At 42.8% G+C, this 24,966-nt stretch carries 19 protein-coding genes; 12 read left to right on the top strand and 7 right to left on the bottom strand.

The annotated features are described in order from the left end of the window. Positions 1–56: 56 nt before the first annotated feature. The gene (locus tag ACHUFI_RS08970; protein WP_394248305.1) at positions 57–1,058 is read left to right on the top strand and encodes a lipid A deacylase LpxR family protein; all 1,002 of its coding nucleotides are present in this window, start codon (positions 57–59) and stop codon (positions 1,056–1,058) included. On the opposite strand, the gene ACHUFI_RS08965 is transcribed toward ACHUFI_RS08970, so the two are convergent. Beyond that, positions 1,055–2,935 (bottom strand): methyl-accepting chemotaxis protein, encoded by a 1,881-nt coding sequence (locus ACHUFI_RS08965; protein ID WP_394248303.1) that lies wholly within the window; start codon positions 2,933–2,935, stop codon positions 1,055–1,057. The two genes, ACHUFI_RS08970 and ACHUFI_RS08965, sit on opposite strands and share 4 nt — an antisense overlap. Before the next feature lie 283 nt (positions 2,936–3,218). On the opposite strand from ACHUFI_RS08965, the gene pflA reads away from it, so the two are divergent. Together pflA and ACHUFI_RS08955 are read left to right on the top strand one after the other, a co-directional pair. Next, complete coding sequence (pflA, locus tag ACHUFI_RS08960; RefSeq protein ID WP_394248301.1) at positions 3,219–3,959, top strand: pyruvate formate lyase 1-activating protein; 741 nt, start codon at positions 3,219–3,221, stop codon at positions 3,957–3,959. A gap of 215 nt (positions 3,960–4,174) precedes the next feature. Next, entirely contained in the window at positions 4,175–4,675 is a 501-nt protein-coding gene (locus ACHUFI_RS08955; protein WP_394248299.1) for a YfbU family protein, read from the top strand. A gap of 104 nt (positions 4,676–4,779) precedes the next feature. Here ACHUFI_RS08955 and ACHUFI_RS08950 read toward each other — a convergent pair whose 3' ends face one another. After that, positions 4,780–5,511: a MipA/OmpV family protein gene (locus ACHUFI_RS08950; RefSeq protein ID WP_394248628.1), complete on the bottom strand. Its 732-nt coding sequence runs from the start codon at positions 5,509–5,511 to the stop codon at positions 4,780–4,782. Between the two features lie 394 nt (positions 5,512–5,905). Here ACHUFI_RS08950 and ACHUFI_RS08945 point away from each other — a divergent pair, with 394 nt between their 5' ends. Genes ACHUFI_RS08945 through ACHUFI_RS08935 form a run of 3 tightly spaced genes read left to right on the top strand, consistent with a single transcriptional unit; the run spans position 5,906 to position 10,710 of the window. After that, positions 5,906–7,840 (top strand): PrkA family serine protein kinase, encoded by a 1,935-nt coding sequence (locus tag ACHUFI_RS08945; RefSeq protein WP_394248297.1) that lies wholly within the window; start codon positions 5,906–5,908, stop codon positions 7,838–7,840. Positions 7,841–7,882: 42 nt separating this feature from the next. Beyond that, the gene (locus ACHUFI_RS08940; protein WP_394248295.1) at positions 7,883–9,154 is read left to right on the top strand and encodes a YeaH/YhbH family protein; all 1,272 of its coding nucleotides are present in this window, start codon (positions 7,883–7,885) and stop codon (positions 9,152–9,154) included. An 11-nt stretch (positions 9,155–9,165) separates the two neighbouring features. Continuing rightward, positions 9,166–10,710: a SpoVR family protein gene (locus ACHUFI_RS08935; RefSeq protein WP_394248293.1), complete on the top strand. Its 1,545-nt coding sequence runs from the start codon at positions 9,166–9,168 to the stop codon at positions 10,708–10,710. A 64-nt stretch (positions 10,711–10,774) separates the two neighbouring features. Here ACHUFI_RS08935 and sohB read toward each other — a convergent pair whose 3' ends face one another. Further along, positions 10,775–11,836: a protease SohB gene (gene sohB, locus ACHUFI_RS08930; RefSeq protein WP_394248626.1), complete on the bottom strand. Its 1,062-nt coding sequence runs from the start codon at positions 11,834–11,836 to the stop codon at positions 10,775–10,777. Positions 11,837–11,976: 140 nt separating this feature from the next. On the opposite strand from sohB, the gene ACHUFI_RS08925 reads away from it, so the two are divergent. The 4 genes from ACHUFI_RS08925 (at position 11,977) to ACHUFI_RS08910 (ending at position 18,136) form a co-directional block, all read left to right on the top strand. Next, positions 11,977–12,723 carry a YciK family oxidoreductase gene (locus tag ACHUFI_RS08925; RefSeq protein ID WP_394248291.1) on the top strand — a complete coding sequence of 249 codons (747 nt, stop codon included), beginning with the start codon at positions 11,977–11,979 and terminating at the stop codon, positions 12,721–12,723. A gap of 148 nt (positions 12,724–12,871) precedes the next feature. Continuing rightward, a complete protein-coding gene (imuA, locus tag ACHUFI_RS08920) occupies positions 12,872–13,564 on the top strand; it encodes a translesion DNA synthesis-associated protein ImuA (protein ID WP_394248289.1) in 693 nt (230 codons plus the stop codon). Between the two features lie 5 nt (positions 13,565–13,569). Next, entirely contained in the window at positions 13,570–14,997 is a 1,428-nt protein-coding gene (locus ACHUFI_RS08915) for a Y-family DNA polymerase (protein WP_394248287.1), read from the top strand. Positions 14,998–15,058: 61 nt separating this feature from the next. Further along, positions 15,059–18,136, top strand: a complete 3,078-nt coding sequence (locus ACHUFI_RS08910) for an error-prone DNA polymerase (protein WP_394248624.1) — start codon at positions 15,059–15,061, stop codon at positions 18,134–18,136. 291 nt (positions 18,137–18,427) lie between these two features. Here ACHUFI_RS08910 and ACHUFI_RS08905 read toward each other — a convergent pair whose 3' ends face one another. Together ACHUFI_RS08905 and mlc are read right to left on the bottom strand one after the other, a co-directional pair. Continuing rightward, positions 18,428–19,372 carry a chemotaxis protein CheV gene (locus tag ACHUFI_RS08905; RefSeq protein ID WP_394248285.1) on the bottom strand — a complete coding sequence of 315 codons (945 nt, stop codon included), beginning with the start codon at positions 19,370–19,372 and terminating at the stop codon, positions 18,428–18,430. Positions 19,373–19,544: 172 nt separating this feature from the next. Continuing rightward, entirely contained in the window at positions 19,545–20,762 is a 1,218-nt protein-coding gene (gene mlc, locus ACHUFI_RS08900) for a sugar metabolism global transcriptional regulator Mlc (protein ID WP_394248283.1), read from the bottom strand. Positions 20,763–21,065: 303 nt separating this feature from the next. Here mlc and pyk point away from each other — a divergent pair, with 303 nt between their 5' ends. Next, positions 21,066–22,511 (top strand): pyruvate kinase, encoded by a 1,446-nt coding sequence (gene pyk, locus ACHUFI_RS08895; RefSeq protein ID WP_394248281.1) that lies wholly within the window; start codon positions 21,066–21,068, stop codon positions 22,509–22,511. A gap of 41 nt (positions 22,512–22,552) precedes the next feature. On the opposite strand, the gene ACHUFI_RS08890 is transcribed toward pyk, so the two are convergent. Together ACHUFI_RS08890 and cydH are read right to left on the bottom strand one after the other, a co-directional pair. Then, on the bottom strand, positions 22,553–23,686 hold the full coding sequence (locus ACHUFI_RS08890; protein ID WP_394248622.1) for a patatin-like phospholipase family protein: 1,134 nt from the start codon (positions 23,684–23,686) through the stop codon (positions 22,553–22,555). Between the two features lie 40 nt (positions 23,687–23,726). Then, entirely contained in the window at positions 23,727–23,816 is a 90-nt protein-coding gene (cydH, locus tag ACHUFI_RS08885) for a cytochrome bd-I oxidase subunit CydH (RefSeq protein WP_394248279.1), read from the bottom strand. A 144-nt stretch (positions 23,817–23,960) separates the two neighbouring features. Between cydH and ACHUFI_RS08880 the strand changes: the two genes are divergently transcribed. Further along, on the top strand, positions 23,961–24,554 hold the full coding sequence (locus ACHUFI_RS08880; RefSeq protein ID WP_394248277.1) for an outer membrane protein: 594 nt from the start codon (positions 23,961–23,963) through the stop codon (positions 24,552–24,554). Positions 24,555–24,966 lie beyond the last annotated feature (412 nt).

Genomic DNA, 24,966 nt, shown 5'->3' with positions numbered 1-24,966 from the left:
ATTAGTACTGATTGATCCTGTACTATCAGTTCTTAAATTTAGTAAAGCATATATATATGAAGTTAAATCGCACTTTTTTACTGCCTCTATTGCTTGTGTCTGCAAGTTGCATCGCTTCAGATAGAGCCACCTTTTCATTTTCTCTCGATAACGATGGTGTTTTTGGTGTTGATCAAGACTATACCAATGGTCTTTTCTTAACATACACATCCGGTGCTATTAACCCTTATGCGATATTCAGCCCATTAAGTCTCTCTTTCTGGGGCGGCGCATCTTTAGATAAGGTCGAATTCACCTTAGGTCATAAGATGTATACCCCATCAGATATTGAAGCGACTGAGCCTCTAGCGAATGACCGCCCTTACGCTGGTTTTCTGCACTCTGAATTCAACTACATCAGTTTACATCCTCAGCAGGCGCAACGCTTTAACCTAACACTCGGTACGACCGGAGAAAGCTCGTTGGCCGATCAAGCCCAGAACATTGTTCACGGTATTACTGGTTCTGATGAGCCTAACGGTTGGGAATATCAGGTCGACGACAAATTCGTAGGCAGTGTGGGCTATTTAACTCATATCAACTTGCTACGCCAGCGTTCCATCGCGAATACAGACTGGGAGTTATCCAGCGTTTCCGAAGCAAACGTCGGTAATTTCAGAAGCGATGTATCAACAGGTTTCATGCTTCGTTGGGGAGCCGACCTCGGCGGTAGTATGGGTGCTGCCAATATCGATAATGAGAACCCATTTAGAGCAGGTATGCTCGGCGGTTCGAATGGTGGGTGGTTCATTTTTGCAGGTGCTGAAGCACGTTACCGATTTAACGATATCACCATTGAAGGTGAACGTTCTGGTATTAAAAATGATCCAAATGTGTCAGACCCAAGTGCGTATGACGTGACATTGCAAAAGCCTCAAGCCACGGGTGTGGCAGGTTTAGCATGGTATAACAAACATGTCGGGGCAACCTTAACAGCAACGATAAAAACCCCTGACTATGAAGAAGCGCCAGAATCCGTTTATGGCACTGGCGGCATCTCGTTCTACGCATTCTTCTAAATAGTGAACTTTTGGCAGTCTTGATTGAGGCTGCCAGAGCGGTTTTCCACGACTCCGCTGACTCCTCGAATCTGTTCATTGTTCTCTTCTAGCTCTTTCATAGCGGTAGAGATTTGAATCATACTGTCCGCCATTGATTGGCTTGTTGTCGCCAATTCTTTTATTGAAGAAAAAATAACTTCGGTTTGATGATTTGCTTCATCAGCTTTTTCTGTAATCCGTTCAAGCGCTTGCATCGCTTCTAAACCTTTTTGCTGACCTGCTTGCATGGATTGTTCTGACTGCCCAATATATTGAATCACTTCTGAGCTCTCTTTTTTCATCGTTTCGATCGTATCTGAGATTTCTCCAACGGCGTCAACGGTTCTCACTGCCAAGCTTCGTACTTCGTCCGCTACCACTGCGAAACCTCGGCCTTGCTCACCTGCCCTCGCCGCTTCAATTGCTGCATTTAACGCAAGCAAATTGGTTTGTTCAGCAATGCCGTTAATGATGTCCATTACCGAATCCACTTTAGTGGAAGCCGCTTCAAGTTGCTGAATGTGCCCTGCGGCAGAGCTCAAAATTTGCCCCACACTTTCCAACGAGCCAATCGCTTCAGTGATGACCAGACCTCCCTCTTCTGCCGCTTGATTTGAAGAACGGCTAATTTCTGCCACAAACTCCAACGAATTGGATACCTCTTGTGTTGTTACGCTCACTTCTTCGGTAGCCGATGCAAGTAATTGAGTCTGACCCAAGACTTCTGATTGATTTTCCACTAAGCGGTCCAAGCTGGTATTCAGCTCAGCCGCATCACCAGAAAGCGCCTCACTACTCACTTGAACACCAGCCACTAATTGGCCTAAGTTTTCACAGCTTTGATTGATCGATATTGCCAACTGGTTGAACTCATCGTTCCTGTTCTCAGTAACTTTTAAACGTTGGGATAGATCCCCACCCGCAATACTATTGATTATGTTCGTTACGTTTTTAAGCGCTTTGGATACCGAGGAACTAAGTGTAATAAAAATCACAATAGTGATGAGGGCGAGAACCGCGCATGCCACTAACACTGACCAACGAGTGTTATCCGCTGACTGCTGTGCTGTCGCCTGATATTTACCACTAATGGAAGAAAGTGTACTGTCGATTTCTTTTACTACCGTAATCGCTGCCATTTCACTTTTCGCAAGCTGCGCTTCGATATCACCCAATTGCTGAGAAAGTTCACTGACTCGGATAAAAGTCTCTTTGAATTGCTCAATTTCTTTTTCATACAAATCAAGCATCGCGTAAGTATTCGACATATTTACAAAACCAGCCATCGCCCGATTAAACATTTTCAAGCTCTTCTCAGTCGGTAATAACAGGTAGTTTTGCTGTGCTTTTATCATCGCCTGAAAGTCAGAATTAATGGTCACCATCCCTGTTTCGGCAATTTTTGCTTCGATAGTTGAGGCAATAGATTTCAACATCCCTAACTTACCGTCATCGACATTAAACCCAAGCTCTGCACGTAGCGCTAACCAAGGCAAAAGAGCCTGTTCGAATTCTTTAACCACGTTGGTCAATTCAGTTGCCTGGCGAGAAAGCCCTACCTCCGAAAGAAACGAACTGTGTGAAGCGACAAAAGCGTTTATTTCTGCGACTTCTTGTTTAATACTGCCTACTTGTGAACTTTCTAGCCCATCAAGTTTTCCTGCGAGAGTCAGAAGCTTTACTTCTGTCTCAACAATTTTCGAAGCCCCTACGGTAACTTCACTACTCAAGTGATATTGATTGGTTAATTCGGACAACCGATTACCGGTGTAACTCCCTAAAATGACAAAACCTAATGTCAAAATGGCAAGGAATATTATTATTTTTTGTTTTTGTGAAAGCGCAAGCGAAATCATAGCAACGTCCCTGATTTTCAAAATGTGTTTGCTCTACCCATAGTACTAACAATAGTATCAATTGATGTTTATATCCTCACAATTTGATTATTCTACAACCAGCCTTTTGTGCGTTACGTTCACAAAAACGATCATTTATTTAACAAATCAATCTTCTATGTTCATGTACTGTAAAAACATGACTTAATTGATTTAATTCGGCTGGCATATCGCCCTTTAGCACTATTTAAACCCTACTATTTGTAATAAAATAACAAGCACTTTCCCAATCCGAGAATCACTTATGTCTACAACTGGTCGAATTCACTCATTTGAATCTTGTGGTACTGTCGATGGACCTGGCATCCGCTTTATTGTTTTCCTACAAGGATGCTTAATGCGTTGTATGTACTGTCATAACCGAGATACATGGGATGTTCACGGTGGTAAAGAGGTGACGGTTGAAGAGATTATCAATGAAGCGAAAAGCTATCGCCATTTCATGAAAGCCTCTGGTGGAGGGATCACTTGTTCGGGTGGCGAAGCGATGCTCCAGCCTGAATTTGTTCGTGACTTTTTCCGAGCAGCTCAAGCAGAAGGCATTCATACCTGCCTAGATACAAATGGCTACATTCGTAAACACACTGAAGTGATTGATGATGTATTAGACGCGACTGACCTTGTTATGCTTGATCTGAAACACATGCGTGACGAAATTCACCACGACTTTATCGGTGTGTCAAACAAGCGAACTTTAGATTTTGCTCGTTACCTGCATAAAATTGGTCAGAAAACGTGGATTCGATATGTTGTCGTACCGGGTTATACCGATAAGCCAGAAGATGCACACTTACTCGGTGAGTTCATTAAGGAGATGGACAACATAGAGAAAGTAGAACTTCTTCCCTACCACAAACTCGGTGCTCATAAATGGGAAGCATTGGGTAATGAATACCCACTAGAAGGTGTTAATCCACCAAGCAAAGAAACGATGGATGAAATCGTCGATGTTCTTAGCCAATACCATTCTAATGTAAAATACTAAGCCAACTATTCGTAAGAAAAGCTCCTGTCAACGGGGGCTTTTTTGCTTTTGGGGTTACCGGTTTTTGATCTAAGTAAAAACTCTTTACAACTTTTGTTTATAGTTTCAAAAAATCAGATTAAATCCGTGTTGAGATCATGTTTCGACCTATATCATTGCTGTTAATCTTACTTCAACAAACAAATATTAAATATCGTTTTTAGTGAGGTTTCCCCATGGAAATGACCAATGCTCAGCGTCTAATTCTATCTAATCAATACCACTTAATGTCTCAAATGGACCCTGAGAACTCTGCCAAGTATCAACGTTTACAAACCATCGTTGAACGCGGTTACGAACTTCAAATGAGAGAACTAAACAAAGAGTTTGGTTGCTTGTCTGAAGTGGAATGCCGTGAAATCATCGACATCATGGAAATGTACCACGCGATGCAAGAATCAAACAAAATGCTCACTGATTCAGAACGTCTAGACGTAGACCAACGTCGCTTGCAGTTCCTAGGTTTTGATATTGCGACGGAAGCACAAGCCGTTAACTACGTACGTTTCCTTGTGGATTCTGAAGGTCTTTACCCTCAGTTTGATAAAGCTGACCATCACTTTAATAGCCATGTTCCAATGCTTGAAAAGTACCGTCGTATGCTCACGACATGGCGTAACTGCCCTCGTCAATATCACTTATGTGCGACAGAGCTAAGCCAAATTTTTAACGCGTAATTTAAGGAACACCGAAGCTTTCTTAACGCGTAACCCAAATAAAATGCATAAGAAAAGGGGGCTGATACATAAGTATCAACCCCTTAGTTTTTCTAGGCAATCATTTAGAAAACGTAAGCGATTCCGATGTTAGCTGTTGTATTAATGCCGCTTTCAATAATTGGGCTCTTTTCTATTTCGCCCTCAAGGTTAGTGTATCGAACGCCACCAGTCACTCGAATATTTGGAGTTAAATGTGCGTAGCCACTTAACCCAATGAAGTATTGGCCGTCCCAATCTGCATCAAACTCTGTCACTGTTCCATTGCCGTCTGTCGCAACTCGTGCAGCTTCTTCGCTGCTTACACCATACAAGTGATTATTCAAACGTTCGCTGTTATACGCGTAACCAATCGAAGGAGTAATCGCCCAGCCTTTACGACGGATAGGTAAACGCCAAGCAGTTTCAGCATAAATACCATTGTGGCGGAAACCAAGATCTGACCCAACCGTTGCTTCAAACATGCCAACTAAGGTAATCACTTGATAACTAACACCACCCAATACTGAAGCTTTACGTTCATCAAGCAGTTGAATGTCCGTATTATCAGAATCAGAAGGCTTAAGCGTTCTTGGGTCATACACAGCACGAAATACGATATTTTGAGGCGTTCCCACAGGGAATAAACGGTAACCAGCGCTAAAACCACGCATAAAGAAGTGTTCGCCTTCATAACCCACCATTGGAATAACCGCTCGGTTAGATGGTGTTTCTTTATACACAGCAGGCGAGTAAGAAGCTGCGACACCTAATGACCATTGCGATATTTTTGCATGAGCTAACGTAGAGAGCGACATTGATGCCCCACATACCGCAGCTAATAACCAAGTTTTCTTCACTGTGTTTACCTATTTCGGAGATGACAATTTGAACAGACCTTGAACATTATATGGAACATCATACCAACTAGCAATATCCCACCTAAAAAAGCATCAAAATATATAAAAGACGCCATTTTTCCATAAAATGTCAGTTATAAACACCATTCATTCCTTCGTTTTATAGCGTATATATGATGCATACAAAAAACGAGCCACCAGCAATTTCACAACACATAACAAGAAGATAGATTGTAAATAAATACATAATTGTTAAGCAAAATTGTGTAACCAGGTCTAGGCTTAAATTGTATGGGGCCACCATTATTTAGAATGCTCGTCAGTTTGACTGGTTTACAAGGGGAATGTGATTATGAGTATTTTCGACCACTATCAAGCACGTTATGAAGCAGCCAAAGATGAAGAGCTGTCTTTACAGGACTTTCTAGCTTTATGTAAGGACGACAAAAGCGCTTATGCCAATGCTGCAGAACGTCTACTACTCGCGATAGGCGAACCTGAAATTATTGATACGGCTCAAGACCCTAGGTTAAGCCGAATCTTTTCGAATCGAGTCATTTCGCGCTATAAAGAATTCGAAGATTTCTATGGCATGGAAGATGCCATAGAACAAATAGTCTCTTACCTTAAACATGCTGCACAAGGCCTAGAAGAACGTAAGCAAGTGCTTTACTTACTCGGGCCTGTTGGTGGCGGTAAATCCTCACTTGCTGAAAAGCTAAAAGCATTGATGCAGAAAATGCCAATCTATGTGTTGTCAGCTAATGGTGAGCGTAGCCCAGTGAATGACCACCCATTCTGCTTATTCGATGTCAATGAAGATGGCGATTTACTCAAACGAGAATATGGCATTGAAAAACGTTATGTTCGTTCAATCATGTCTCCTTGGGCATCAAAACGTCTCCATGAATTCGGCGGAGACATTTCTAAATTTAAGGTGGTGAAACTTCACCCATCTATTCTTGATCAAGTGGCAATTGCCAAGACGGAACCTGGCGATGAAAACAACCAAGACATTTCGTCTTTGGTTGGTAAGGTGGATATTCGTCAGCTAGAACACTTCTCGCAAGACGATCCTGATGCCTACAGCTATTCGGGCTCTCTATGTAAAGCTAACCAAGGCTTAATGGAATTTGTCGAGATGTTCAAAGCGCCGATTAAGGTACTTCACCCTCTATTGACCGCAACTCAAGAGGGCAACTTTAACGGTACAGAGGGGCTTTCAGCACTGCCTTTTGATGGCATGATTTTAGCGCACTCAAACGAATCTGAGTGGCAGACCTTCCGTAACAACAAAAACAACGAAGCCTTCTTGGATCGTGTGTACATTGTTAAAGTCCCATACTGCCTACGAGTGTCAGAAGAAGTGAAGATTTACCAGAAACTTCTCGATCACAGTGAGCTCTCGCAAGCACCTTGTTCACCAAGTACTTTAGAAATGCTTTCTCAGTTCAGCATCCTTTCCCGCCTAAAAGAGCCAGAGAACTCTTCTCTATTCTCTAAAATGCGAGTTTACGATGGTGAAACCTTAAAAGACACCGACCCTAAAGCGAAGAGCTACCAAGAGTACCGCGATTACGCTGGTGTCGATGAAGGCATGGCAGGACTTTCAACTCGTTTTGCATTCAAGATCCTTTCTCGCGTCTTTAACTTCGATCAAACCGAAGTGGCCGCTAACCCAGTTCATCTTTTCTACGTTATTGAACAACAAATTGAACGTGAACAGTTCCCACAAGAGCAGGCGGAGCGTTACTTAGAATTCTTAAAAGGCTACCTAGTGCCACGCTATGTCGAGTTCATTGGTAAAGAAATCCAGACCGCTTATTTGGAGTCTTACTCAGAGTACGGCCAAAACATTTTCGACCGTTACGTCACCTATGCAGACTTCTGGATTCAAGACCAAGAATATCGTGATCCTGAAACCGGACAGTTATTTGACCGCGCATCGCTTAACGGGGAACTAGAGAAAATTGAGAAAACAGCCGGAATCAGTAACCCGAAAGATTTCCGTAACGAAATTGTAAACTTTGTCCTTAGAGCCAAAGCCAACAACAATGGTCAAAACCCAGTTTGGACCAGTTACGAAAAACTTCGCACCGTGATTGAGAAGAAAATGTTCTCGAATACCGAAGAACTGCTTCCTGTTATTTCTTTCAATGCTAAGACCTCTTCTGAAGATCAGAAGAAACACGACGACTTCGTCGCTCGTATGATGGAAAAAGGTTACACCGAGAAGCAAGTAAGATTGCTGTCTGAGTGGTACCTAAGAGTTCGTAAATCCTCATAACCATAAGAGGGATAGTTATTACGGCACTTAAAGGGGAAATTTATGGCGCAATTTATCGATCGGAGGCTCAATGGCAAAAACAAGAGCGCTGTTAATAGGCAGCGTTTCTTGAGACGCCACAAAGAGCAAATAAAGGAATCTGTAGCCGATGCAGTCAATAGACGATCTATCACCAACACAGAAACTGGTGAAGACGTTTCAATTCCGCATAAAGACATCAAAGAACCCTCTTTCCATCAAGGTCAAGGGGGGATGCGTGAACGCGTCCACCCTGGCAATGATCAATTCATCACGGGTGACAAGATCGAACGTCCGAAAGGCGGCGGTCAAGGTGGAGGCTCTGGTGAAGGTGATGCAAGCAAAGATGGCGAAGGGCAAGATGAATTCGTATTCCAAATTTCGAAAGACGAGTATTTAGACATTCTGTTTGAAGACTTAGAACTGCCGAATTTAGAAAAGAACCAAATTAACAAAATTACTGAATGGAAAACGCATCGCGCAGGCTATCAAACTGCAGGGATGCCTTCCAATATTGCGATAGTGAAATCACTACAGCAATCGCTCGCAAGACGTACCGCAATGACAGCAGGTAAAAAGCGTGCGCTAAACGAGCTGATGGAGCAACTTGATCAAATAAAAATGGAGGAGCCAGCACAGCCCTTTGAAGAAAACCGTTTAAAAATGGAAATCGAAGAATTAAGAAAGAAAATCGAGAGTGTGCCATTCATCGATACTTTCGACCTTCGCTTTAAAAACTATGAACGTCGCCCTATTCCCTCTAGCCAAGCTGTCATGTTCTGTTTAATGGATGTATCTGGCTCAATGGATCAGGCTACCAAAGATATCGCTAAGCGTTTTTACGTACTGCTGTACCTTTTCCTTAATCGAACCTACGAAAATGTCGATGTCGTATTCATTCGTCACCACACCCAAGCGAAAGAAGTGGATGAACATGAGTTTTTCTACTCGCAAGAAACCGGCGGTACGATTGTTTCTAGCGCTTTGAAACTCATGAATGAAATCGTTGCCGACCGCTATCCTGTTGGCGAATGGAACATTTATGCCGCTCAGGCTTCGGATGGCGATAACTGGGCTGACGATTCACCACGTTGTAAAGAGTTACTCGTGAATAAGCTTCTGCCGAACTGTCAGTATTATTCTTATATCGAAATCACACGCCGATCGCATCAAACCTTGTGGCATGAATATGAAAAACTCGAAACTTCATTTGATAATTTTGCGATGAAGAATATCCGTACTGTTGAAGATATCTTCCCAGTATTTAGGGAATTGTTTCAAAAAGAGACAGCGTAAGGAGGCTTGCCATGACAACGAAATCTAACGTTGCCGAAAAAGGCAAAACGAAGACACTGCCCGACGGCCCAGATTGGACGTTCAACCTACTCGAACAATACCATGTCGAGATTAAACGTGTGGCTCAACACTATAAACTCGATACATACCCTAACCAAATCGAAGTGATCACTTCAGAACAAATGATGGATGCCTATTCAAGTATCGGTATGCCAATTAACTACAACCACTGGTCATTTGGTAAAAAATTCATTCAAACGGAGCAAAACTACAAGCATGGTCAAATGGGGTTAGCTTATGAGATTGTGATTAACTCCGACCCTTGTATCGCCTACTTGATGGAAGAAAACACTGTAACCATGCAAGCATTAGTAATGGCGCATGCTTGCTATGGGCATAACTCTTTCTTTAAGGGCAATTACTTATTCCAAACTTGGACAGACGCTAGTTCTATTATTGACTACCTACTGTTCGCAAAGAAATACATCACTGATTGCGAAGAAAAATATGGCGTTGCGGAAGTAGAGCAACTTCTGGACTCTTGTCATGCGTTGATGAATTTCGGCGTCGATAGATACAAACGACCAGAGAAGATTTCAATTGCAGAAGAGACCGCTCGCCAAGAAGAACGCGAAGCTTACCTACAATCTCAAGTTAACGAGCTGTGGCGTACTGTCCCGAAAGCAAAAACCAAAGAAGAAGACATTAAGGTTCGTTTTCCGACCGAGCCTCAAGAAAACATCCTCTACTTCATAGAGAAACACGCTCCACTGCTTGAACCTTGGCAACGCGAGTGTGTCCGCATCGTGCGTAAAGTCAGCCAGTATTTTTACCCGCAGAAACAAACTCAAGTCATGAACGAGGGTTGGGCAACATTTTGGCACTATACGATTTTAAATCACCTTTATGACGAAGGGACGGTGACAGATAAATTCATCTTAGAATTTCTCCATAGCCATACCAGTGTGGTGGCTCAGCCATCCTATAACAGCCCTTATTTCAGTGGCATTAACCCTTATGCCTTGGGCTTCGCCATGTTCCGAGACATTCGAAGAATATGTGAAGAACCAACGGATGAAGATAAGGAGTGGTTCCCTGAACTGGCAGGTTCTGATTGGCTCGAAGCTGTACACTTTGCCATGAAAAATTTTAAAGATGAAAGCTTCATTAGCCAGTATTTATCTCCAAAATTGATGAGAGATTTTAAATTGTTTGCAGTGCTCGACGATGATAGAAAAAACTTTATTGAAGTCAGTGCCATTCACGATGAGTCAGGCTATCGCATGATTCGAGAGAAACTAGCAGCGCAATATAATCTCAGTAACTTGGAACCAAACATTCAGGTATTTAATGTCGATGTCCGCGGCGACCGCTCCATGACTCTTCAATATATCCCTCATGATCGAATCCCGTTGGATAAAGGGCATGACGAAGTGATGAAGCATCTATACCGTTTATGGGGATTTGATGTTGTACTTGAAGAACTTAAAGACTCCGGAAGAAGAGAGATTTTATCTGCTTGCCCACAGCGTACCGATTACGACGCTAAGATTTAAGTAACCCATAAACTAAAAAGGTGACCTCATCAGGTCACCTTTTTTATCTGTAATAGAAGCTGAATTAGACGATCGGCTTTTGACCACGCTCAATCAATTTCATTAATACGTTATCAGCAGACTTGCCTGCCACTCCTGCCAGCTTATCAGACAGCTTTTTCTTCTGAACATAATGAATGGAAAGTACTGTTTTGTCTTTACAAGCATTCACTACTAAATCATCTGAAGTGCTAATTTCGTCCACCAAACCTAGGGCTTTTGCCTGTGTTCCAAACCAGTGCTCACCTGTCGCGACTTTTTCTAACTCAAGTTCAGGGCGACGTTCACGTATAAAGTCTTTGAATAGGCCATGAGTTTCTTCAAGCTCTTGTTTGAACTTATCACGAGCCTTATCGCTGTTTTCACCAAACATGGTCAGCGTGCGTTTGTACTCACCTGCTGTTAATTGTTCAAACTCAATGTCGTGTTTTTTAAGCAGTTTGTTGAAGTTTGGAAGTTGAGCAATAACACCAATCGAACCAACAATTGCAAAAGGTGCAGATACGATTTTGTCTGCGATACATGCCATCATGTAGCCACCACTTGCCGCGACTTTGTCGACAGAAATAGTAAGTGGCAAGCCTGCAGCTTTGATACGATCCAATTGAGAAGACGCTAATCCGTAACCATGTACCATGCCACCGCCAGATTCTAACCTTAGCAATACTTCATCACCTTCACGGGCAACCGCTAATACAGCGGTAACTTCTTCGCGCAGTGACGCGACTTCTTTAGCATCAATACTGCCGTTGAAGTCCAAAACAAACAGGTGCGGTTCGCGCTTACTATCTAGCTCCCCTTCTTTAGCCGCTTTCTTAATTTCTTTGTCACGTGATTTAGACTTTTCTTTTTCTGCTTTTTTCTCAGCTTTATCACGTGCTTTGATGAATGCGTCATCATGTAAATGATGTTCTAGTTGTTCTATTGTCTCTTTATGTTGCTCAGACAAATTGGTGATCTCTAATTCACCTTTTGCTGCGCCTGATTTTCCACTCACAGACTTCGCGATAACCAAAATAGCAATAATCGCGATAACGACAGTCGCAATCTTGGCTAAAAACAAGCCGTAGTCCAACAAAAATTCCAATGTCATATCCCCTAATGTATGAATTAGTGTATTGTAACCATCTTGTCACGATTACCAAGAATTTATAATCATTCCAGCCGTTATCTGTGTGATAAAACACCAATGGAATGAACTGCATAATGAAAAGAAGGATTAGCAAGGTGGAATATTCAACCTCTCCAAATGCCCTCAAAGACAAAGTAATTTTAGTTACTGGAGCTGGCGCAGGAATTGGCCGTCAAGCTGCACTGAGTTTTGCTGAACATGGTGCAACGGTTATTTTACTAGGTCGCAACGTCAAGAACTTAGAATTCATTTACGATGAGATTGAATCTGCCGGTTACCCACAGCCAGCTATTATCCCTTTGGATTTAAAAGGCGCGACCAAACAAAACTACCTAGATATGGCTGAAACCATTGAAGGTCAATTTGGACGCCTTGATGGCTTACTCCATAATGCAGGTGTACTTGGAACTCTAAGCCCTTTCGATCAAGTCGAAGAAGACACTTTCGATGACGTGATGCAAATTAATGTGAAAGCTCAGTTTTTAATGACTCAAGCACTGCTTCCTGTGATCAAAAAATCTGAAGCTGGCCGTGTCGTTTTCACGTCTTCAACGGTGGGTCATCAAGGTCGCACTTTCTGGGGCAGCTACGCAATTTCGAAATTCGCAACAGAAGGCATGATGCAAATTTTAGCTGATGAGCTAAGTGACACGCCGATTCGAGTCAATGCCATTAACCCTGGTGCTACTCAAACCCGTATGCGCGCTAAAGCGTACCCAGGTGAAGATGCGAACACGCTAAAAACACCATTAGACATTATGCCGCTGTATCTGCACCTGATGGATCCAAGCATGACGGAAACAAATGGCCAGTGTATTGATGCTCAGCCAAAACGTAAGTAGTTTGATAACTATCGAATAAATGAAGGTCGCGTTAAGCGGCCTTTTCTTTTTCTATTTTTTAACCTCAGTTTATTGCCCTCTCCAGACAAAATTTTCTTGCAGCAAATCCACACTTAAATATACTGTATATATATACAGGTATTTTATTATGCATGAACTTATAGAAAATCTAAAAGACCAACGCTTAATTTGGCAAGGTCAACAACCGCAGAAACAGCACTCAACCATTTCTACAGGGTTCCCTACACTCGACCAAAAGTTAGATGGTGGATTCCCTGTACACGGCGTGATTGAAATTGAGTCACAAAGTAGTATCGGAGAACTGCGTTTGATGCTGCCACATATACAGCATAGTGCTTCAGAAAGGTTGATCGTATTTATTAACCCGCCAGGGCTGATTAGTGCGGAGTTTTTTTCTGCTCAGAACATCGACCTCGCCCATATTCTCGTTATTTCACCCAAGTCCGATCTCGATGCGTTATGGACAGCAGAACAATGCCTGAAAAGTGGCGCCTGCCACTCCGTTTTCCTTTGGGGTGTCGAATTGGAAATTCATCAAACTAAGCGTCTACAAGTGGCGAGTGAAACGGGCAAGTGCTTGCAGTTTATTTTTAAATCCACCAGCCAAGACAAGATTTCACTGCCAGTCTCGCTCAGTATGAAGCTCACTCCTCACCAAAGCGGGCTAGAAGTCACGATCATTAAACGCAAAGGAGGATGGTCATACGGCTCTTTTATTTTGGAGCTTAATACGCAATGGCCAGAACTGACTTTAGCCGACAGTATTCAAGATCAGCCCCACGCAACGGTGCTCCATTTCCCAATGGCACAACAAGGGTAAAACGAATGCTACTGTGGATTTACGTACACTTTCCTCAATTACAGTTGGATGCCCTTTATCAAGAAGAAGGTCATCAGCCGCTTATTATTGTTGATGAAAAAGATCATAGTGTTCAACAAACGAATAGTGCAGCGCAAACGCTCGGCATACAGCCTGACATGGGGTTAGGGTCTGCCGCGGCTTTATGTAGCAACCTTCAAGTTCATCCGTATTGTTACGAATTAGAAAAATCTAAACTTATTGAGATTGCTCAGTGGGCATACTTGGTCACCTCTGATATTGTCATTTTGCCTCCCAAAGGGTTACTCGTTAAAGCATCCAATATGCTTTCTCTCTACGACGGGTTAGACAACTACTGGCGCACACTGCACGAGCACCTAAAACAACTCAATATGACATTCCATTTTTCAACGGGGTTCTCTCCTTATTCTGCGATCTTACTTGGTCAAGCGGGCGCAAATCTGATCACTTCAGATAAAACTAAGATGACTGAAAAAGTCTCGGGTTACTCTCTGAGTGCAACAGAGCTGCCCAATAAGCAAATAGAACGTTTAAACCGTGTTGGGGTGAACACACTTAATGATCTGCTCAAGTTGCCACTTCCCGAAATCGCGCGACGTTTTGATATTGAGTTGGTGAACTACGTTGGTCGCCTAACAGGGCAATTTAAGCACCCCATTGACTTTTATCACCCTCCAGAGCAGTTTCAGCAATACCTCGAGCTTCTGTTCGATATCGAAAATGTGCTGTGGCTAGAAAAGCCACTTTTAAAACTATTCAAACAGTTGGAAAGCTTTTTGCGACTACGAGATCGTGTTGCATTTGAACTTACCCTTACCCTACATCAAAGAGATAACCCAGATTGCGCTGTGACTTTTACGTCAGCTCAAGGTGATTACTTAGCTGAAAAATGGGCCGTACTTTCTAAGCTAAGCATGGAGTCGATAACTTTAGATGCCGCAGTGCATGGAGTGACATTATCCGTCACTCGACAAGGTGAACCCCATACCCATTATGGTGACTTGTTTGATGGAAGCGTCGGCACACAAAATTCATTAGAACTGCTGTCTCTCTTACAAGCAAAACTCGGGCAAGAAGCGATTTCCTCTCCGGCACTCTCCTATGACCCTAGGCCAGAAAAAGCAAACCGATATACACAACCAAGCAGTAGCCGACACTCAGCGGCTTCCCAGATAAAGGTAACTCACCCTTCCGTCATGCAACGATTAAGGCCAAGTATCCTATTAACCGAGCCTCAACCTCTCATTGAGGAGGTCGAACTGACACAAGGCCCAGAACGTATTATTGCCGGCTGGTGGGATGGAGACAAAATGGTTCGAGATTACTTTGTCGCTCGCAGTAAACAAGGCCGGTGGTTCTGGGTATATCGAACGCCAAACAAACAGTGGTATTTACACGGGTTATTTTGCTAGCTCGCCGTTAATCACTCCTATTCCATGGGTCTCTTACTTTCAGCCACTCGCGGGAATCAACATGACAATTAAGTACGCCGAGCTCTTTTGCCAAAGCAATTACTCTTTTCTAGAGGGAGCATCACACGCGGAAGAGTTGGTTTTACAAGCTGACTTTCTACGCTATAAAGCCATCGCTATCACTGATGAGTGTTCAGTTGCCGGAATAGTCAAAGCGCATGCTGCGATCAAACAGCATGAACTAACAATTAAGTTGATTGTTGGGAGCATGTTTTGGCTCAATAGCGAATGCCAATTCATTCTGTTATGTCCGAATAGACAAGCTTATGCTGAGTTATGTCGAATCATCACGAACGCTCGTCGCCGAAGTGAAAAAGGTGAATACCAGCTTTCTGAATGGGACATCATGTCCATCAAGCATTGCTTCGTTATTTGGCTTCCTCTACATCAACAAAGCGACCTACATTGGGCTAAGTGGTTGCATCAACATCATACAAGTAGGCTATGGATTGGGTTACAACGCCACCTGAAACAACAAGATAAAGCGTATATTCAACACTGTGAGAGCTTGGCCACCTCTTTACACATCCCTATTACCGCATGTGGCGGTGTGGTGATGCACAACGCGAACCGTCAGCCTTTGCAGCACACCTTAACAGCGATTAAATATCACTGTGCCATCGCGGATCTCGGGGAGCACTTTCTATCGAATACTGAACGTTGTCTCCGGGCTACTGGAAAACTCAGCCATATTTTCAAAGGCGAATGGCTTGCAGAAAGTGTTCATATCTCAAGCTTATGCCAATTCGATCTCTCCACTTTGAAGTACGAATACCCAAGCGAGTTAATACCAAAGGGCCACACGCCAATGAGTTACCTGATCCAATTAGTGGAAGCAGGAAAAAAGCTGAGATTCCCTCATGGAGTCCCAGAAACAATCGCACAGACCATAGAGAAAGAATTAGTCCTGATCGAGGAACTTGACTACCCGTTCTTCTTTCTCACCATCCACGACATTGTGATGTTTGCAAAGCGGCAAGGCATTTTGCATCAAGGTAGAGGCTCTGCGGCGAACTCCGTCGTGTGCTACTGCCTTGAAATCACTGCTGTTGACCCTAGACAGATCTCAGTTCTTTTTGAACGTTTCATTAGCAAAGAAAGAAATGAACCGCCAGATATCGATGTGGACTTTGAGCATGAAAGGCGAGAAGAAGTGATCCAATACATCTATAAGAAATACGGGCGTGAACGTGCAGCATTAGCCGCAACGGTCATTTCATACCGCTTTAAAAGCGCAGTCCGTGATGTAGGAAAAGCATTAGGCATTCAAGAAACACAACTCGACTTCTTCATAAAGAACGTCAACCGACGTGATAGAAGCCAAGGCTGGCAAGCTCAAATAGTCCAGTTAGGCTTAGAAGCGGACTCCCTAAAGGGGCAGCAGTTCATCCACCTAGTCAATGAGCTTATGGGCTTTCCTCGCCATTTATCTCAGCACGTGGGAGGCTTTGTGATTTCATCCGGTCCTTTATATGAACTGGTTCCCGTTGAAAATGCAGCCATGCCCGACCGCACCATTATTCAATGGGACAAGGATGATCTCGAATCGTTAGGCTTACTTAAAGTTGATGTTCTCGCTCTGGGGATGCTTTCTGCTATCCGTAAATGTTTTTCACTGGTGCACAACCTTTATAAACAAGAACTCAATATTGCAGACATTACGCGTCAGCAAGACGACCCCAATGTGTATTCGATGATTCAAAAAGCCGATACGATTGGCGTATTCCAAATAGAATCACGAGCACAAATGAGCATGCTCCCAAGACTAAAGCCCGCGAACTATTATGACCTAGTTATTCAAATCGCGATTGTTCGCCCGGGCCCAATTCAAGGGGATATGGTTCACCCTTTCTTAAAACGAAGAAATGGTATTGAGCCTATTGAATACCCTTCAGAAGCTGTCAAATCCGTGTTAGCAAGAACCATGGGAGTGCCAATTTTTCAGGAGCAAGTCATCAAACTCGCAATGGTCGCTGCTGGTTTTACTGGCGGGGAAGCAGACCAACTGCGACGAGCGATGGCTGCATGGAAGAAAAATGGCGACTTATTTAAATTCAAGTCCAAATTGATCGATGGGATGAAAAGCCGAGGCTATGAGCTTTCATTTGCAGAAAGGATCTTCGAGCAGATTTGTGGGTTTGGGGAGTATGGTTTTCCAGAAAGCCACTCCGCTTCATTCGCAGTGCTCGCATACTGCTCTGCATGGCTCAAATTCTACTATCCTGAATGTTTCTATACCTCTTTGCTTAACAGCTTACCAATGGGCTTCTATAGCGCTTCCCAGCTTGTTCAAGATGCCCAAAGACATGGTGTGACCATTTTGCCTGTATGCGTGAATCACTCTCAGAAAGATCATACCGTCGTCATGCAGCACAATACTCCCGCTATTCAGTTGGGGTTAAGAATGGTCAAAGGGCTCAGCCAACAAGCAATAGAGAGTGTCCTAGCCAACCGTCCTGCTCAGGGTTACGCGTACTTAAACCAAGTAAAGCAACTCTCGATAAACCGACGCGATATAGAACTGCTCGCTTCTGCCAATGCAATGCAAATATTATCCGGGAATCGGTATAAAACCCGCTGGAATATGATGGACTCCATCAACGACTTACCCCTTTTCAAACAACTACAAGAAGAACCGAACCACTATGAGCATCAACCTAGCGAGATGGAGAGTGCCATTGAAGACTTTTCAAGTGTAGGGGTCACTCTGAATAAACACCCTATCTCATTACTTGATGAGGCGGGAAATTTAGGACGATTTGTCCGGCTCAATCAGCTCCACACTATCGAACACAAATCTTTGGTTACTGTGGTGGGCATTGTAACCGGGAAACAATCTCCCGGCACCGCCGCCGGAGTGACCTTTTTTACGCTCGAAGATGATACTGGAAACATTAACGTTGTCGTTTGGGGCGCAACAGCCAGAGCTCAAAAGCAAGCTTACTTGACAGCCAAGATACTCAAAGTAAAAGGAATATTAGAGCGTGAGGGAGAAGTAGTGCACGTCATTGCGGGGAGACTTATCGATCTAACGGATCAACTAGAAAACTTAAACACACGTTCGCGTGATTTCCATTAAACCAAGGCTCTTAAACGATGAAAAGGGAGGCAAGCCTCCCTTTGTATTCAATGTGTTGAGCAAATTACTCAACTTCAGCTTCCATACGTCTTTTCTTAAATTCCTTATATAGTAATAAACTTAAAGTCATAACGACTTTAGAAGACAACCATATCATTCTGTAGGAACTACCTTAAAATTTGATGAAAAGTTACGTTAGATAGTTGTTGCACACTTTGAGGTATGCATACCATTTAAATATATCAACTGAACAACAGATGATCACGCTTTATAAAAAATACGCCGTTTTTATTAGATAATTTCACGCATGCGATCTTGCACGACACCCACCAGCAGATCAGGCTGGAACTTAGAAATAAAGCGATTACAGCCAACCTTTTCGACCATAGCTTCATTAAAGCTGCCACTTAGAGAGGTATTAAGCGTGATAAACAAATCTTGCATTCTAGGATCGCTACGCACTTCATGAGTGAGTTTATACCCATCCATCTCAGGCATTTCCGCGTCAGTAATCATCAGCAAAATTTCTTGATAAATATCTTTGCCGTCATCACACCAAGATTTCAATAAATTGAGGGCTTCTAAACCATCACGACACTCTATGATGTTTAAACCAAGTTGAGATAATGTACCTTTCACTTGATTTCGTGCAGTTGAAGAATCGTCGACAATCAATACGTTGCGTCCGATCATTTGCGATGCAAGATTCTCATCTAACACCCCTTCTGAAATCGACACGTCGTAATCAATTATCTGAGCTAAAACTTTTTCTACATCGATAATTTCGACGATTTTGCTCTGCTTATTACTGTCTTCAATTTGAGTAATAGCGGTAAGGTAATTGGAGCGTCCTGTTGTTTTCGGCGGCGGTTGGATTTCGGTCCAAGTCGTATTCACAATATTACGCACTTGCCCAACTAAAAAACCCTGAACACTACGGTTATACTCCGTAATAATTAGGTTATTTTCTCCTGAATCCTCAAGCGACGCAGGAAAGCCAATCGCACTTCTTAGATCAATAACAGGAACAGATTCACCGCGTAAAGACGCTACGCCGGTAATATGATGATGTGAGCCCGGAAGTTTAGTAAGAGGTGGAACTTTAAGTACTTCTTTTACTTTAAATACATTAATCGCAAACAATTGGCTGCTATTTAAACTAAACAACAAGAGTTCCAGACGGTTTTCACCGACCAGTTTGGTTCTTTGGTCAACCGAGTTCAAAACTCCAGACATACAACATCCTAATGATAAGAATAACTCTAATTACCATAGCCTAAGTACAACCTGTTAGGCAAAGAGAGTAATTAAAGATATTTAAATAGATACTTGTGAGATTTTAGGACAAACAATAGAGCAGGAGAATATATAACTCTCCTGCAGTGTAGATTATCAGATCTGAAACACATTACCCCTCAATTACTTTCATAAGTAATTGACCGTCATACAATGCTTGTTTAATTAGTGCCGCCCCGGGCATTGTCGCTTGCTTATAAAAACGAGATTCAACGAGCTCTAGATCTTGGTGATAAACTGGCAAGCTTTGTTCTTCAATGCACTTTTGTACCGCTGGATACAAAATATCTTTAGCTTGGTTTATCACCCCGCCGATCAGGATTTTTTCAGGGTTGAAAAGGTTAATCACAATCGCAATCGCTGAGCCTAGATATTGACCGAGCTTTTCAATCACATCCACAGCTAATGCATCGCCATCGGCCGCTGCCGAACAAACACTTTCAATGGTTATCTCTTCCAACTCACTAAGACTTGATGCTTCACCGTTCGCGATACGCTCCATCACTTCTTCACGGATCGCTTGAGAACTTGCCACAGTTTCCAAACAGCCTCGGTTACCGCAGTGGCACAGCTTACCTTCTTTATCGATTTGGATATGACCTAATTCACCGATGTTACCATGGCGACCTTGCAATACACGGCCATCTAAAATGATACCAGCGCCTAAGCCATGGTGAATCGAAATCAGTACAGAGTTATCATTGTCTTGAGAATTACCAAACAGCTTTTCGGCCAAAGCCCAAGCTCGAGTGTCATTCGCAATAAAAACAGGAAGGCCCGTTTCTTTGAAAATCTCAGGCCCTAACGCCAAGTTCTCGACATTATAATGAGGCATCTGAAGCACGATGCCCTGCTCTGAGTTTACTAAGCCCGGTAAAGTAATCGCTATGCTTGTTACCCTATCGAGCTGCTCCGAATACGTTTGGAAGAATTCATCAATTTCATGAAGTAAACGAGCCAACACATCGTCTTGATCTCTTTCATGAATATCGATTTTAGTATCGATTAAAACGTCCCCACCTAGTTCATGCAATGCAATCGTCAGGTAACCACGCCCTAATCGCATTGAAAGGAACTGCCAACCTTCGTTATCAGTTTGCAAACCAACGGCAGGACGTCCACGACTGGTCGCTTCCTGAACCGTAGTTTCATGAATCAGATGTGCCTCAATGAGTTCACGAGTAATTTTGGTAATACTCGCAGGAGCCAACTCACTTTGTTTGGAAAGATCAATACGAGAAATGGGACCTTTAAGGTCAATTAGTTTGTATACACGACCAGCATTGACCTGTTTGATATGATCAATATGGCCCGGTTGAGCCATGTACATTTTACGCTCCAGAAATCATCAACCCGACAATTTTTTTACTTTGCGAAGTAATTGTGAAGCGCTTTGGTATATCGCCGTGACAAGCATCACGTATATACGTAAATCTTTGTGTATCTAATCAAATTGTTTATCGAAAGTTACTAGTTGGCTACACTATTTTTTACTTAATTTTCGATATGAAACATCTTTTATTTTCGTCAGATCGCGTTTCACTAAAAAAGATAACGGATTAATTTGGTGCGGCCCGATAATTTGTCAATTAATGCATATACTTAATTCAGCCTTACCGTCTAGGAGAAACAAATGACAGCTGAATCAAGAAAGACAAAAATAGTGACCACCTTGGGTCCTTCAACAGATAAAGGCAACGTTCTAGAAGAAATCATCCAAGCCGGCGCCAATATGGTTCGAATGAACTTTTCCCACGGCACCGCAGAAGACCATATTAGCCGAGCAGAAAAAGTGCGTACCTTAGCGGCTAAACACGGTGTCCAAGTCGCGATTCTAGGCGATTTACAAGGGCCAAAAATCCGAGTTTCAACATTCAAAGACGGAAAGATCCATTTGAACGTAGGAGACAAATTTACGCTTGATAGCGAACTTGGCCTAGGTGAAGGGGACCAAGAAGCGGTTGGGCTTGATTATAAAGAGCTACCTAATGACGTCAGCACCAACGATATCCTGCTATTGGATGATGGACGCGTGCAATTACAAGTCACTCATGTTGAGTCTTCCAAAGTTCACACTCGCGTTACCATTGGCGGTCCGCTTTCCAACAACAAAGGTATTAATAAAAAAGGTGGTGGGCTTTCAGCTGAAGCACTGACTGAAAAAGACAAACGCGATATAGAAACCGCTGCACAAATTAAAGTGGATTACCTTGCGGTATCGTTCCCTCGTAATGGCGAAGACATGAATTATGCTCGCAGATTAGCTCGCGATGCAGGTTTACAAGCTCACCTTGTGGCGAAAGTGGAACGAGCAGAAACCGTAGCAACTGTTGAAAACATGGATGACATCATTATGGCATCAGATGCGGTGATGGTGGCGCGTGGTGACCTCGGAGTTGAAATTGGTGACCCAGAGCTTGTTGGGGTACAAAAACAGCTTATAAAGCGTGCCAGAGCGCTCAATCGCACGATCATCACAGCTACCCAGATGATGGAATCAATGATCACTGCACCAATGCCAACACGGGCGGAAGTGATGGATGTTGCTAACGCTGTGTTAGATGGCACAGATGCCGTGATGCTTTCAGGCGAAACCGCTGCGGGTAAATACCCAGTCGAAACCGTTAAATCGATGGCTGAGGTGTGTGTCGGCGCTGAAAAAATGGCTGAGGTCAATAAATCGACCTATCGTATCAACAAGACCTTTGTGACTGCGGAAGAAACCATTTCAATGGCAACGATCTACTCTGCAAACCACATGGAAGGCATAAAAGCGGTTGTGACATTAACGGAATCTGGCAGAACGGCACTGATGATGTCTCGTCTCAATTCAGATTTGCCGATTTTTGCAATGTCACGAAATGAAAGTACATTGAATCGTTGCGCACTATACCGCGGAGTAACACCGATTTACTTTGATACCAAAATTGAAGATGATCTCGATGTTGCCCTTGAAACACTTAAGTCTCTGAAAGAGCGTAAGCTCTTGAAGTTTGGCGATCTAGTCATCATCACTCAGGGAGACATCATGGATGTGGCGGGCTCAACAAACTGTATGAGAATTCTGCCTGTAACCTAGCACGCCACTGGCCCACAAAACTATCCAGGTAGCTACTCTCGCTACCTGGAACTCGCCACCTTAAGATATTGCTCAATAAAGTGATAGCCTGCAGCTAAGCCTTGTTCATAGTCGTGAATTAGCTCCTCTTGACTACTCATTAATGAACTTGCTTGTAGCGGCTCTTTTGGTGCAATTTGAACAACAAACGTGTCATCCGGAGGACTATTCAAAAAGTCTTGAGTTAACGAATACGTTTGATAGTGGACCATCAACATATCAGCTAGTCCTGAGTCAAATTTGTCACCGACCAAGTGGCTCAACCGATAAATATCATCAGCCCCAAACAACCAACGTCCGCCGTTTAACAAGTCCAGATTACGCCGATCTCGCTTATGTTCCTTAGAACGCGATATTTGCTGCTGAAAGAACGATGACCAATCTGTTTTCCATTGTTCTAAGCGTTGTTGCCATTGATCTTGTACGCTATTAAATGACTCTTTAAACCACTCAACTTCTTCATTAGGGGCTATCTCTTGGCTCTGGGGCTCAACTTCTGAAATAGGTTCAGTTCTAATTACGACAATAGAGCGAGCGGACTGCCTCCAAGCTTCTTGTACGGGAATGCAAGCCGAAACACCACCATCCACATACGCTCTCCCCCCTACCAGAACTTCATCGGTATATAAACGAGGAATGGCACAGGTTGCGAGCATCACTTGAAACCAATCCTCTTCCAACATTGGAAGATAATGATCATTCAAACGCTGTGTATCTGTCACTGCAGCATAGAAAGAACGGTCGCCTAATACTCTGCGGCCTAAATCCAAATCGAGTTTGTAAGGATAAGACATGATTTTCTCTAGCGCCCATTCCATACCAAGCCCTTGGCGGTGACGAATATAAGAGAAAAGATTGAAGAATTCAGGAGCTGTAGTGAGATCGAGTATGAAAGATTTACCTAAGCCGGCTTCACGACAAAGATAAGCACACAGATTTAGAGCTCCGGCAGAAGTGCCGTAAAAAGAATGAAAAGGATCAAAGTTGGACGTCAAAAACGCGTCCAGTACACCAGAGGTAAATATCCCTCTCTGCCCTCCTCCTTGGGTAACCAATGCTGTTTTACCGACAATAAACTTAGAGTAATAATCTAAGTTTATTGCGGAATCAGACTCCGTTACATAACCACTGTTCATCATAGGAATAACCCTGATTTAAGCGAAAGTGACGGTTGGTTTAGCTTGTAATTGCGATAATGCCGAAAGTGAGCAAAATAGCAAAAATACAAACCGTTATTTGTAGAGCATTTTTCAGATCATGTTCCATAGACACCTCTGTTTTTTATAATTGTTGCAAGTTGTTACTTAAGTATTATCAGCTGTGTGAAGTATCTTCAAGATTCACCTAAATTAGTCGCACAATATTGATGTAAGCATCACAATTAGGTTGTCATTTGATAAGGATATCCTCATGAATAAAAAAGCAAAATTCATTGCCCTGCTGACTTTGATTCCATGCTTCTATCTATCTGCTGAATCAAACATAATGCTTACCCCCTTTGCTGGTTATACTGGCGGTGGAAGCGTGCAAGATGAAGATTCCAACACTTATGATATGGAACCCGCAGCGAGTTATACGTTTGCGATTGAAACCCCCCTTGATAAAGGCAGAGTAGGACTATTTTATTCAAATCAAAGCTCCGAACTTGAAACACTGAAACTTAGCTCATCGATCCAATACCTACATTTCCAAAGCAGTATCTATTACCCTGCTGATGATAAATTTTCGTCTTATTTAGGTTTAGGCATAGGCGCTTCTTACGTTGATGTGGATTGGGCGAAAGACAAATATGGGTTTTCTGGTTCAATCTTTGGTGGTATCGAATACAAGTTCACCGATAACCTAGCACTCAATGGGCAGGTTCGCTGGTTAGGTACAGTTGTCGATAATGAAACGTCAGGTGCTTGTACTATCCCCACAACAGGGCAAACCTGTGTGATCAAATTCAAAACAGATTGGATGAATCAATATCAAGCGAGCTTAGGCCTAACTTTTTCGTTCTAAGCCTTTTTAGCCATAAGCAAACCATACCACTTAAATCTGAATGAATGGCCTCTTCAACTATAGAGTGTATGAATTTCAGTCATACACTCTATTTTATAAGAAAGTTTAATTCTCTATAAAAACTCTAATTTATAGTGAGATCGACCAAGATAAGATCACACAACCATCCCATCCCTCCTAAGTTTTCATCATTTAACATTTTAACGACTAGACAAACACAATATTCAAACAATCCTAATCTATTGCTTTAACTATTCTAAGTAGGTAGGCTCGTTGTCACGCATCAGCTGAATATTTCAGATTATGCAAACACACATCGAAAAATTAAGAATAATCCTCTGGGTTCTTTAAACGCTAACAACATAATAAACTAAACTTTTGCTTAATCATGGAAGATAGAGTAAGCAGTCAA

The organism is Vibrio profundi, from assembly GCF_043642225.1.
Classification (GTDB): Bacteria; Pseudomonadota; Gammaproteobacteria; order Enterobacterales; family Vibrionaceae; genus Vibrio; species Vibrio profundi_A.
The sequence above is the reverse complement of the archived record's forward strand: the minus strand, read 5'-3'. Positions and strand labels throughout refer to the sequence as shown.

Coding starts and splice junctions, on each gene's coding strand:
- ACHUFI_RS08890 (WP_394248622.1), bottom strand. CDS start 23,686: ATGAACAGTGGTTATGTAACGGAGTCTGATTCCGCAATAAACTTAGAT.
- pyk (WP_394248281.1), top strand. CDS start 21,066: ATGACAGCTGAATCAAGAAAGACAAAAATAGTGACCACCTTGGGTCCT.
- ACHUFI_RS08970 (WP_394248305.1), top strand. CDS start 57: ATGAAGTTAAATCGCACTTTTTTACTGCCTCTATTGCTTGTGTCTGCA.
- pflA (WP_394248301.1), top strand. CDS start 3,219: ATGTCTACAACTGGTCGAATTCACTCATTTGAATCTTGTGGTACTGTC.
- ACHUFI_RS08955 (WP_394248299.1), top strand. CDS start 4,175: ATGGAAATGACCAATGCTCAGCGTCTAATTCTATCTAATCAATACCAC.
- ACHUFI_RS08945 (WP_394248297.1), top strand. CDS start 5,906: ATGAGTATTTTCGACCACTATCAAGCACGTTATGAAGCAGCCAAAGAT.
- ACHUFI_RS08915 (WP_394248287.1), top strand. CDS start 13,570: ATGCTACTGTGGATTTACGTACACTTTCCTCAATTACAGTTGGATGCC.
- ACHUFI_RS08950 (WP_394248628.1), bottom strand. CDS start 5,511: ATGTCGCTCTCTACGTTAGCTCATGCAAAAATATCGCAATGGTCATTA.
- ACHUFI_RS08880 (WP_394248277.1), top strand. CDS start 23,961: ATGAATAAAAAAGCAAAATTCATTGCCCTGCTGACTTTGATTCCATGC.
- ACHUFI_RS08905 (WP_394248285.1), bottom strand. CDS start 19,372: ATGTCTGGAGTTTTGAACTCGGTTGACCAAAGAACCAAACTGGTCGGT.
- ACHUFI_RS08935 (WP_394248293.1), top strand. CDS start 9,166: ATGACAACGAAATCTAACGTTGCCGAAAAAGGCAAAACGAAGACACTG.
- ACHUFI_RS08965 (WP_394248303.1), bottom strand. CDS start 2,935: ATGATTTCGCTTGCGCTTTCACAAAAACAAAAAATAATAATATTCCTT.
- imuA (WP_394248289.1), top strand. CDS start 12,872: ATGCATGAACTTATAGAAAATCTAAAAGACCAACGCTTAATTTGGCAA.
- cydH (WP_394248279.1), bottom strand. CDS start 23,816: ATGGAACATGATCTGAAAAATGCTCTACAAATAACGGTTTGTATTTTT.
- ACHUFI_RS08910 (WP_394248624.1), top strand. CDS start 15,059: ATGACAATTAAGTACGCCGAGCTCTTTTGCCAAAGCAATTACTCTTTT.
- mlc (WP_394248283.1), bottom strand. CDS start 20,762: ATGTACATGGCTCAACCGGGCCATATTGATCATATCAAACAGGTCAAT.
- ACHUFI_RS08940 (WP_394248295.1), top strand. CDS start 7,883: ATGGCGCAATTTATCGATCGGAGGCTCAATGGCAAAAACAAGAGCGCT.